Source organism: Neisseria dumasiana, assembly GCF_022870885.1.
Classification (GTDB): domain Bacteria; phylum Pseudomonadota; class Gammaproteobacteria; order Burkholderiales; family Neisseriaceae; genus Neisseria; species Neisseria dumasiana.
In genome coordinates, this window is sequence record NZ_CP091509.1 from 2,063,098 (window position 1) to 2,075,134 (window position 12,037).

Annotated in this window: 8 protein-coding genes; 6 read left to right on the top strand and 2 right to left on the bottom strand. The window is 54.9% G+C overall.

Translation table 11 applies throughout. From position 1 onward, the window contains the following. The first annotated feature begins 50 nt into the window (after positions 1–50). On the top strand, positions 51–1,289 hold the full coding sequence (locus LVJ88_RS09655; protein WP_198941586.1) for an SEL1-like repeat protein: 1,239 nt from the start codon (positions 51–53) through the stop codon (positions 1,287–1,289). A gap of 102 nt (positions 1,290–1,391) precedes the next feature. On the opposite strand, the gene LVJ88_RS09660 is transcribed toward LVJ88_RS09655, so the two are convergent. Beyond that, entirely contained in the window at positions 1,392–2,291 is a 900-nt protein-coding gene (locus LVJ88_RS09660) for a Dyp-type peroxidase (RefSeq protein WP_085418870.1), read from the bottom strand. Positions 2,292–2,501: 210 nt separating this feature from the next. Here LVJ88_RS09660 and LVJ88_RS09665 point away from each other — a divergent pair, with 210 nt between their 5' ends. Beyond that, entirely contained in the window at positions 2,502–3,590 is a 1,089-nt protein-coding gene (locus LVJ88_RS09665; protein ID WP_085418869.1) for a metallophosphoesterase, read from the top strand. Positions 3,591–3,666: 76 nt separating this feature from the next. Here the strand turns inward: LVJ88_RS09665 and LVJ88_RS09670 are convergent, their stop codons facing one another. Continuing rightward, entirely contained in the window at positions 3,667–4,986 is a 1,320-nt protein-coding gene (locus LVJ88_RS09670) for an MFS transporter (RefSeq protein ID WP_085418868.1), read from the bottom strand. A gap of 324 nt (positions 4,987–5,310) precedes the next feature. Between LVJ88_RS09670 and recB the strand changes: the two genes are divergently transcribed. From recB to dnaG, 4 genes are all read left to right on the top strand, one after another. Further along, positions 5,311–8,934 (top strand): exodeoxyribonuclease V subunit beta, encoded by a 3,624-nt coding sequence (gene recB / locus LVJ88_RS09675; RefSeq protein WP_244694196.1) that lies wholly within the window; start codon positions 5,311–5,313, stop codon positions 8,932–8,934. Positions 8,935–9,231: 297 nt separating this feature from the next. Continuing rightward, positions 9,232–9,444, top strand: a complete 213-nt coding sequence (gene rpsU / locus LVJ88_RS09680; RefSeq protein ID WP_054600191.1) for a 30S ribosomal protein S21 — start codon at positions 9,232–9,234, stop codon at positions 9,442–9,444. Between the two features lie 298 nt (positions 9,445–9,742). Next, positions 9,743–10,189, top strand: coding sequence for a GatB/YqeY domain-containing protein (locus LVJ88_RS09685; protein WP_085356931.1), 447 nt, complete (start codon positions 9,743–9,745; stop codon positions 10,187–10,189). 68 nt (positions 10,190–10,257) lie between these two features. After that, entirely contained in the window at positions 10,258–12,033 is a 1,776-nt protein-coding gene (dnaG, locus tag LVJ88_RS09690; protein ID WP_054600189.1) for a DNA primase, read from the top strand. Positions 12,034–12,037 lie beyond the last annotated feature (4 nt).

The window sequence follows — 12,037 nt, forward strand, 5'->3', positions numbered from 1 at the left end:
TGTGCGAATTTCTACGGCTGGATCCCAAAATCACCACTTTGGATTAACACATGAAACGTTCCACAAAAATCACATTGTCCGTGATCGCCCTTATCGGCTTGGCCCTCTATATGGCCTACCGATGGATTGCCTGTATCGATATGGGCGGCACCGGGCAATACAAACCGGATTTCTGCTACAACAAACCCAACTGGTTTGAGCGGCTGCAAGCAAAAAGGGAAACCATGAACAACATCGAAGAAATCAAACGAAACCTCGAATTCACCTGCGTACGCGAACAGCGCCCGCCTTTATCCGAAGAAACACAGCAGCTCTATAATTATGCGCTGCACCGCGATTTGAACCATATGTGGCCGGGCGAACGCGGCGACGGTTTTTGGGACAACCTGCTACCCTATTACCGCATCGCCGCCGCCAACGGCGACTATAAAGCCAATGTGCGCCTGCAATTCATTCTCAGCGACGGCTGGACACAAGTGCCTGAGATAGAAGCGGAAATCGAAGTGCATCAGCTCAATAAACAGCTGCAAAAACAACTCCCCGCCACCGCCTATTACCTGCTCAAAGGCTATATCGAAGACGGCTACGGCGTTTCCGCCCCTCCAGACAGCGAACTGGCCTTTCTACGTAAAGCTGCCGATATGGGCAGTAGGGATGCACAATTCGTTTTGGGTAAAACACTTATGGGAATCGATGATAAGGAATCACTTCCATTTCGCTTGGAACTGAAACGCAAACTCTACCGCTGTGCTTCCGAACAAGGCCAAGGAGATGCCTCTAAATGGCTGGGGATTGATTTACAAAATATCAAACAATACCCGGAAGCGGTAGCAGCTTTTTATCAAGGCGTAAAAAACGGCAACAGCCAAGCAGCCTTATGGCTTGCAGACGGCTTTCAAGGCTTGGAGTTAAACCTTACTCCGGATGCCGAGCGAGCACGCCGCTACGAAGCCATCAGAGACTATCTTTCCACTTACGACTTTATGTCGCCTAAAGTCCCTGATTTGGATGAAATAGTGCCATTACCGCCGGCACCATTGCCGGAATGGGACGGTAAGATTGCCTTCCAACGCTGGGTAGAGGGGAAAGAACCGCCCAAGCCTTCCGACGAACTGATGAAAAAACTGGCCGGTCAAGCCAAGCTGGATGTGAAAACAGGCCTTCCCATTACCGAACCGCCCCAACCGGAAGCAGCCAAGGCATATTCTGCCCACCCTGTTTCCTCCAACCCGCCGCAGAAACCGCAAACCCTGTCTTGGCGGCAAAAGTTTAAAAACCTGTTGTCTTAAACATATCGGAGGCCGTCTGAAATATTGAACTGTTCCCCAAATCCTTGGATGGTTCAATATTTCAGACGGCCTCTCGATTTGCATCTCTTATTCACCAAACCATTACAGATTCTGCAACCGCTCCAGTGATGGTGCGTAGTAATAGGCACCGGTTACGGCGGTGGTAACGTGTTTGAGCAGCAGGTCGGTTTTGCCGTCGGTATGGCCGAACATGCTCAGCAATTGTGCTTCGATATTGTGCAGTGTGCCGCAGTAGGCGATAAATACCAAGCCGTGTTCGCCCGATGCGGTGCCGTAGGGCAGGCTGCGGCGGACGATTTCGAGGCTTACGCCGTTTTCTTTGAGATTGACGCGGCCTAAGTGGGAATCGGGCAGGCGCACGTCTTTGCTGAATTCTTCGTTGGTTTCTTTGGTGCGGCCGACGGCGGCTTCTTGCTCGGCCAGCGGCACTTTGTTCCATTTTTTGAGATCGTGGCGGTATTTTTGCAGCAACACATAGCTGCCGCCTGCATCGGGCTTGCCTTCTGGCACGGTGCCGACGATGCGGATGTTGTCGCCGGTGGGGTTTTCGGTGCCGTCTACAAAACCGTCCAACCCGCGCTCTTCGATCCAGCGGAAGCCGTGGGTTTCGTCTTTTACGTCGATGCTGTCGCCGAATGCTTCCAATAAGGCCATAGCCAGCGAAAAGTTAACATCGGGGCGCAACGATTGGATGTGGAACATGATGTCGTGCTGCGTGGCGGGAGCCAAGCCGTTGCCCAGCGGGGTAAACGGTTTGATTTCGCTGCCTTCGCCGTTGTGGTTCAGGCTTTGCCAGAATGCGCTGCCGAAAGCGATGGTTAGGCCGAGCAGTGCGTCGGGAAATTTTTGCTGCAATTGGTCGAGGGCTTCAAGGCTTTGGAGGGCGGCGAGCTGAATCTGCTCGCGGCTGCCTGTGATGTCGGCTTCGATAAATACGGCGGCTTTGCTGCCTGCGGGAATAATGGCGGTTTGCGGGTTCATGTTTTTCCTTCGGATGATGCGGATGGATTTGTGTTTGACAGGTTTTAATTATAGCCCATGCCGGATAGTATTTTAAGGCCGTCTGAAAAGAATCGGCGGGACGGAACCCAAACAAACTGCATTACTGCTTTGCCGCGCCTGCAAACGCACGGGCACAGGCGGGTAATCGCGCTGTGGTAGAATCTGCATCTGTTTTTTACGGGAAGCATTATGCGTATTGTTTTGTTTATATTGGTACTGTTACTGCTGCAGGTGTTTACCTTCGGCTTGGGCCGGTCGCTGCAATGGCTGTTCGCCCCTTATATTGCCGCACGGGGCAGACGCTGGCTGATGGGCATTGCTTTTTTGATTACCAATGCGCTGATTGCGGGTTTGCTGTTGCAGCTGGGGCATGCGGTGTTCCGCTGGATGGCGTTTTGGATGGTGTTGCTGCTGTTTGTGATGTATGCGGCCTTGGCGACGTTTGTGCTCTATCTGCTGCTGTGCCGGTTTATGGAACAAAAACCCATGTCGCGCAGCCTGCGGCTGTTTGCTCCGCTGTTTGTGGCGGGGTTGCTGGGGCTGGCGGTTTATAACGCTTACACGCCCGTGGTGCATCATGCCGAAATCAACATCGAAAAACCGCTTGAGAAACCGCTGCGTATCGGCATGGCCAGCGATACGCATTTGGGCGTGCTGTTCGGCGCGCGCCAACTGGATAAACTCGCCGACATCATGAACCGCGAAAAAGTCGATATTATTCTGCTGCCCGGCGATTTGATGGACGACAACGTAAACGCCTACCGCGCCGAAAACATGCAGCCGCATTTGGAAAAACTGCGCGCACCGCTGGGCGTGTATGCCACTTTGGGCAACCACGATTTGTTCGGCCACGAGCGCGAGATTTATGAAGAGCTGACCAAAGCGGGCATTAAAGTGCTCGCCAATGAGAGCACGGTGGTGGACGGCCGCTTGCTGGTAGTAGGCCGCAATGATGATTTGGACAAAACGCGCCCGAGCACGGAAACGCTGTTGCGCAATCAAAACACCGCCCTGCCCGTGCTGCTGATGGATCACCGCCCTACCGATATCGAAGCTCACAGCAAACTGCCGATAGACGTTCAGGTGTCCGGCCATGTGCACAACGGCCAAGTGGCGCCGGCCAATTTAATCGTCCGCTTTCTCAACCGCCTGCACTACGGCTACGAGCAAATCGGCAACGGCCACTTTTTCGTTACTTCGGGTTACGGCTTCTGGGGTGTGCCGCTGCGTTTGGGTTCGCAATCGGAAGTGTGGATCATTGATGTGAAAGGCAAATAGCCTCACCTGCTGATAACACGACAAAGGCCGTCTGAACAATCGTTTTCAGACGGCCTAATCGTGAGAAACACGCAGCTTAACCGCTGATGTCTTCCAAACTGCGCCCCTTGGTTTCCTCGCCCAGCACCACAATCACGGCAACTACTGCCATCAGCACCGCCGTAAACATCACGAAAATCCGCCCGAAACCGCCGTCGCCGCCGATCATGGCCGCCACCGCCATCGGCGCGACAATACCGCCGATACGGCCGACGGCACCGGCCCAGCCCGAACCGAAGGCGCGGAAGCGCACGGGATAAAGCTCCGGCGTATAAGTGTAAAGCACGCCCCACGCGCCCAAGTTGAAAAACGACATCCAACAGCCCCAAAACATAATCATCGCCGCCGAATCGCTGCGGCCGAAGAAATAGGCACACACCGCACAGGCAAACAGAAAACCGGCCAGCGTGGCCTTGCGGCCGATTTTTTCCACCAGCACCGCCGCCGCAAAATAGCCCGGCAGCTGCGCCAAAATCATCACCAGCACATATTCGAACGTTTTCACCACCGTATAGCCCTGCTCCACCAGCAGCTTCGGCAGCCAAGTGAAAATGCCGTAATACGAAAACACGATGCCGAACCAAATCAGCCACAACATCAAAGTACGCTTGGCAAAAGGCGGTTGCCACAGCTGTGCGAAACGCGGGTTTTCCTGCGGCGCACGCTCGGCTACCGAGGCCGTCTGAACCGCCTCTATGCCTGCCTGCTTTTCCAGCCCGACGACGATTTCATGCGCTTCGCCAACGCGCCCTTTGCTGATCAGATAAGGCACCGACTCGGGCAGATGCTTCCACACGAAAAAGGCGTAAAACACCGGCAGTGCGCCAATCAAAAACGCGCTTTGCCAACCGTATTGCGGAATAAAAAAATACGACACCAGCGCGGCGGCCAACCAACCCAGCCCCCAAAAACTTTCCAGCAGCACGATAAAACGCCCACGCACTTTCGGCGGCGCATACTCGCTCACCAGCGACACCGCCACCGGCAGCTGTCCGCCCAAGCCGAAGCCGGCCCAAAAGCGGAAAAACAGCAGGCTTTCGAGATTCCAAGCGAAAGCACACAAACCCGTGGCAATGCTGTACAGCACCATCGTGGCCACAAACACATTCTTACGTCCGATGCGGTCGGCCATCCTTCCGCTCAACACCGCCCCCAACGCCATGCCGATAAAGCCGACGCTGACAATCCAGCCCAATTCAGACGGCGTCAGATTCCATTCTTTGCCCAACGTAGCCAACACAAACGACACCATGCCGGTATCCATTGCATCAAACAGCCAACCCAAGCCGATCAATATCAACAACTTGTAATGAAACTTGCCCACAGGCAGGTTATGTAAACGGGTGATGATATCCATTGTCCGATTCCTTAACACCGGTGATTTAAATACGGAAATTGTTAACAATCAGCGGGATTGTGGCCTTTTTACAGCGAAAGGGCAAGCAAGAATATGAAAACCGACCCGATTCGCGCCAAAGATACACAGCGGCAACGGCGGTGCTGGCTGTTTTACTGCAAACCCTTTACACTTCGGCCTATGCTTGCACCGCCATCGTATATATATATATGTAAGTAAAGGCCGTCTGAAACCGATATGCAGACAGCCCGCCCAAGCACCGTCATCTCCCTGTTTACCCTTAGCCGGATATTTTTCAGACGGCCTCACACCACCTGCAACGCCATGCCAGCACAACCGTTTAACCCGCTCACCATTCCCATTTCGGGCACGTCCCTTATCGAAGCCTCTGCCGGCACAGGCAAAACCTACGGCATTGCTGCTTTGTTTACCCGTTTGATCGTGCTGGAAAAAATGCCCGTAGAAAGCGTGTTGGTCGTTACCTTTACCAAAGCTGCCACCGCCGAACTGAAAACCCGCCTGCGGGCGCGTTTGGACGATGTGTTATCGGTATTGGAAAACGTGCCGGATGCCGCACACCATTCAGACGGCCTCGCCGCGTATTGCGCGCAACACCACGAAGGCGACGTATTTTTACCCAACCTGCTCGAAGCCGCCTTGCAGCAAGAAAGCCAAGAGCGCCTGATTGTGCGCCTCAAAGCAGCCATCAGCCGCTTCGACAATGCCGCCATTTATACCATTCACGGCTTCTGCCAACGCCTGCTGCGCGATTATGCCTTTTTCTGCCAAGCCCCTTTCGACGTAGAACTAACCGAAGACACGCGCGAACGCCTGCTGGTGCCAGCCCAAGACTTCTGGCGCGAAAACGTGTCGCACAATCCTGTATTGGCCAAACTCATGTTCGAGCACCGCCACACGCCCGAAACCATGCTTTCCGAAATCAAAAGCTTTATCGGCCGCCCCTATCTGGCTTTCAGACGGCCTGAAAGCAATATCGAAACCGCACAAAAGACATTGGCGCAATGCTGGGAAAATATCCGCACCCAACTGCCCGAATTGGTGCAAACCTTTTGGACAATCCACCCCGTTTTAAACGGCAACAAATACCGCAAAAATACCTTCCAAAACGTTTTTGCCTTACTGGAAGCCGCAGCAGAAAGCAACACTCTGCCTTCCAACCACGACAAACTCCCCCTGTTTGCCGCCGACGCTCTTGAAGCCGCCACCAAAAAAACCGCCACGCCCGACACCGCCGCCTTTGCCCGCTTAAACATACTCGCACGGCTGGGCGAATGCTTCAACGGTTTGGCCGAAGCCGAACAAAACACCCTGATACAGCTGCAACTCGACATGCTGCAATACATCGGCAATGCGTTGGAGGCTGAAAAAAAATCCCGCCGCGAACGCAGTTTCGACGACCTGCTGCTCGATGTTTACCATGCCCTTATCCGCAGCCCGCACCGCGAACAATTGGCACAAACCGTTGCAGCCGTTTGGAAAGCCGCCCTGATCGACGAATTCCAAGACACCGACCCCCTGCAATACGAAATATTCAAACAACTGTTTATCCGTCAGGGCAACCCGCTGTTTTTGGTCGGCGATCCCAAACAGGCGATTTACAGCTTTCGCGGAGCCGACATCTACGCCTACATGCAGGCCGCCGAAGATGCCGACGCCCGCTACACCTTGACCACCAACTTCCGCAGCCACGCCAAACTGATCAACGGCATCGGCGCCTTGTTCAAACAGAAAAACCGCCCCTTCGTGCTCGACAGCATCGACTATGCCGACGTAAACGCCGCCCGCAGCGAAAGCCGTCTGAATCCGCCCAAAACCGCCGTTTCCATACGCTGGCTCAACCACGAAACCGACGGCGGCGGCAACAAAGACGCGCTGCGCAGCCGTGCGGCGGATAACTGTGCCGACGAAATCGCCGCCGTTCTCAACGATGCCGCGGCAGGCCGTCTGAATTATCAGAAAAACACCGCCGGCCCCGCCGTGCCGCTGCAATCGGGGCAGATTGCCGTACTCGTGCGCACCCACAACGAAGGGCAGATGATTGCCAAAGCCCTGAAACAGCGCAACATCCAAAGCGTGCTGCTGCAACGCGAATCGGTGTTTGCATCAGAAGAAGCCGAGGCCGTTGACGCTCTGATCGGCTTCTGGCTGCAACCGCAACGCACCGAAACATTGCGCTTCGTGCTCGGCGGCATATTGTTCCGCTACACCGCCGCCATGATCCACGAACTCAACCGCAACGAAACCGCCCTGCTCTCGTGGATCAACTCCGCCCAAACCGCCGCCGAAGTATGGCAGCAACACGGCATCTACGCCGCCATCCAGCAGTTTGCCGCCGAACACGGCATCGAAGCCCGCCTGCTCGCGCGCGGCAGCACCCGCAGCCTCACCAACTACCACCAACTGATCGAACGCTTGGCCGAAGAAGACGAACAAAGCCGCTCCCCCGCCGCACTCCGGGAATGGCTCAAAAACCAGATTCAGACGGCCCAAAACGCCGAACATCCCAAAGGCGAAAACAATCTGCTGCGGCTCGAAAGCGACGAAAACCTCGTCAAAATCGTGACCATGCACGCCGCCAAAGGCTTGCAGTATCCGCTGGTATATTGCCCCTTCGTGTGGGATGCGAAAAAGAACACCCCGCAAGGCTGGCAGATTCTGCACCGCCCCCGCCGTCCCACCAAACTGCTGCACGAAACACAGCTCGACGACGCCGACCGCAACCAGCTTGCCGACGAAAACCTAAGCGAAAACCTGCGCCTGCTGTACGTTGCCCTCACCCGCGCCGAAGAACATCTGGTTATCTACGCCGCCCGTTGCAGCAACACGCCCGACAACACCTTCGCCTACCTGCTCGAAGGCACCGCCGACAGCCGCCGCGCCGACATCGCCGCCGCATACGCCGCGGCAAAAAGCGAAGCAGACACCATGCTGAAAAACAACTGGCAGCGGTTCATCGACAACGCTCCCGAAAATACCGACTTCAGCTTTACCGAAACACCTCCCGAACCGGCGGAATATCAAGCCCCCTCCTTTTCAGACGGCTTCTACCAAGCAGCCGGCGTTTCTGCACGCCCGTTCGAGTTCATACGCCATACCAGCTTTACCGGCTTGAGCCGCCACACCCGCAACACCGACGAACATACCCGCGAAGAACTGCAACCGGCCATCGACACAGCGGAAACCGCAACCGACGTACCTTTATCCGCCATGCCGTCTGAACACACCGATACCCGCAGCATCCACACCTTCCCGCGCGGCGCAAGCGCAGGCGTGTGCCTGCACGAAATACTCGAAACCTTCGATTTCGGCTCCCCCGCCGCCGCACAAAACGAAACCGTTGCCGCCACACTGGAACACTACGGTTTCGATGCCGGCTGGCTGCCCGCCGTTACCGCCATGCTCGACCACACCCGCCTCTCCCCGCTCGACGGCCAAACCGCGCTGGCCGACATTCCCGCCACCCAACGCCTTGCCGAAATGGGCTTTACCCTGTTTATGCACGACTTCACTCTCAACCGTTTGCAGCAATGGTTCGCCGAAACAGAACACGGGCTGCCCGCCGAATGCGCCACCGCCGCCAAACTGCTCGACTTCAACGACGTTAACGGTTTTTTAAACGGCTTCATCGATATGGTCTGCCGCGATTCAGACGGCCTCGTTACCGTAATCGACTATAAATCCAACCACTTGGGCTATGCCGCCGAAGACTACACTCAAGCAGCCATGAACGAAGCCGTCGCCCACCACCACTATTACCTGCAAGCCCTGATTTACGCCATTGCCACCGCCCGCCACTTCGCTTCACGCCAACAGCCCCTGCACACCGTTGCCGTGCGCTATCTCTTCCTGCGCGGTTTAAACGGCAGCGGCAACAACGGCATCTGGTCGTGGAACATCGACACAGCCCTATTGCAGGAATGGCTGTAAATACCTGCAAAACCGCCCGCACCATACCCCGTGCAACCGGACGCCGCCAACCCTTTGCCGCCGGAGGTTTTCTTGACAACGCAGCCAAAGAATAAGATAATCCGCCAATTATTGTGCAGCCGTTTGATACGGCTCGTTATTTTTCCGGCACACCCGTCCGTGCCGCCCGTTAGGAGGTGATGTTTACATCACGGCGCGTATCCCGCCAAGCCCGAAGGCCGATAGCGATACAACAAAACCCCATTCACAGGCCGTCTGAAAAACAAGAAGGCCGAAACCAAATTTTAAGGAAATAAAATGCCTGCTATTCGTGTAAAAGAAAACGAACCTTTTGAAGTTGCCATGCGCCGTTTCAAACGCGCTGTTGAAAAAACCGGCCTGCTGACCGAACTGCGCGCCCGCGAAGCTTACGAAAAACCGACTACCGAGCGCAAACGCAAAAAAGCCGCTGCGGTTAAACGTCTGCAAAAACGCCTGCGCAGCCAACAACTGCCTCCGAAACTCTACTAATCACACTTTCTGAAGACGTGATTAAGCAATACACCGTAAAGCCTTGCGCTTTGCGGTGTTTTGGCTTGTATAAGAAACAAACTTTACCAACTAAATCAATCCCACAAACACACCGCCACGAAACCTTTTCATGCTTCGCCACACCAAGAAGCAGCAGCGTCAAACAGCTACATTCAAAACCGCCGCACACACAAACGGCCGTTTGCCCCGCATTTCCGCCCGAAATGCCGAAACAGCTTGTTTTTAAACCAAACAACACCATTAAAATGGTTTGAAACCCCAACAAAGTGAGCCCGCCATGAGCCTGAAAGCGCAACTTTCCGAAGACATGAAAACCGCCATGCGCGCCAAAGACAGCGTTACCCTGTCCACCGTGCGCCTTATTAACGCCGCCATCAAGCAGTTTGAAGTGGACGAGCGCACGGAAGCCGACGACGCCAAAGTGATTGCCATCATTACCAAGATGGTGAAACAGCGCAACGACAGTGCCAAAATCTACACCGACGCCGGCCGAACCGATTTGGCAGAGAAAGAAAACGCCGAAACCGAAGTGCTCAAACGCTACCTGCCGCAAATGATGTCGCCTGAAGAAATCCGCAGCGCGGTAGAGGCCGCCGTTGCCGAAACCGGCGCGGCAGGCATGGCCGATATGGGCAAAGTAATGGGCGTATTGAAAACCCGATTGGCCGGAAAAGCCGACATGGGCGAAGTGAACAAAGTGCTGAAATCAGTGCTCGCCGCCTGATCCGAAAAGGCCGTCTGAAAGAAAACGCCTTCTCAAACGTCTCTTTCAGACGGCCTCGATACATAACCATGATACCGAGTGAATTTATCGACGAACTGCTGGCCAAAGTCGATATCGTAGATATTATCGACGAGCATGTGCCGCTGAAAAAAGGTGGCGCCAACTACATGGCCTGTTGTCCGTTTCATAAAGAAAAATCGCCGTCGTTTTCCGTCAGCCCGCACAAACAGTTTTACCACTGTTTCGGCTGCGGCGCACACGGTTCGGCCATCGGCTTTATCATGGAATATCAGGGCTTGAGTTTTACCGAAGCCGTGCAGTATTTGGCCGACCGCGTCGGCATGACCGTACCGCGCACCCGCGGGCAACAAGAAAACCCCGAGCAGCGTGCCGAGCGCAAGAAAAAACAGCAAACGCTCGAAGAAACCACCGAAGCCGCCGCCGCTTTTTACACAGGCCGTCTGAAACAGGATACGCGCGCGCAGCAGTATCTTGCCAAACGCGGCCTGAGCGACGAAATCATCGCACACTACGGCTTAGGCTACGCGCCCGACAGCTGGCAGCCGCTGGCACAGGTATTCCAGCCCTACCCGAATACACCGTTGGTAGAAAGCGGCATGGTCATCGAGAAAGACGGCAAATATTACGACCGCTTCCGCGACCGCATCATGTTTCCCATCCGCAACCAACGCGGTCAGGTTATCGGCTTCGGCGGCCGCATACTCGACAAAGGCGAGCCGAAATACCTCAACTCGCCCGAAACGCCGCTGTTCGACAAAGGCCGCAATCTCTACGGCCTGCACGAGGCCCGAGCCGCCATTAAAGAAGCCGGGCGTATTTTGGTGGTGGAAGGCTATATGGACGTGGTCGCCTTGGCACAATTCGGCATCGGTTACGGCGTAGCCGCGCTCGGCACCGCCACCACCGCCGACCACGTCAAACTGCTGATGCGCCAAACCGACAGCATTTACTTCTGCTTCGACGGCGACCGTGCCGGCAGAAAAGCCGCATGGCGGGCTTTAGAAAACGCCTTGCCGCAACTGAAAGACGACAAATCGCTGCATTTCCTGTTTTTGCCGGAAGAGCACGACCCCGACAGCTACATCCGCGCTTACGGCAAAACACCGTTTGAAGATGCCCTGCTCAACCAAAGCAAACCCCTGTCGGAATATTTTTGGGAACACCTTTCAGACGGCCTTAATCTGGATACGCAGGAAGGCAAAGCCGAGCTGGTCAAAACCAGCTCGCCGCTGCTGGCACAGATTACCGCACCCGCTTTAGGCTTTTTATTAAGGCAGCGTTTAAGCGAACTGGTGGGCATCGACACCGCCGATCTCGCCCGCCTGATGGGCGAAGAAGCCCCCAAACGCCAAGCCCGGCAGAAAAATTACAAACTGCCCAAAGAAACCTTTAAACAACCGCAAATGTCTACATTGGCGGAACGCCAGATACGCAGCCTCTTGATAAATCCCGCATGGGCTTCATATATAGAGTTGCCCGAGTATCTGACCCTTAGCGGCGATTTTGCCTGTTTGGCCAATCTCGCCGAACTGATTAAAAGCTTGCCGGAGCTGCCCACAAGCGCACACATTTTGGAACACATGCGTGGAAGCCCTTACGAAACCACGATAAACCGTATTTTCCAAAGCGCGCTCAACGATCCGCAAGCCTTGGAAGGCAGCAGCGAAGAGGATTGCGAAAACTTCCAACTCGGCATGACCAAGCTCCTGAACGAGTTGAAAAACACACAAATCGAAGCATTGAAAGAAAAAAACCGGCATACCGGTTTGAATGACAACGAAAAAAAACTACTGCTGGCATTATTGATGCCGGCAACACGATAAAAGC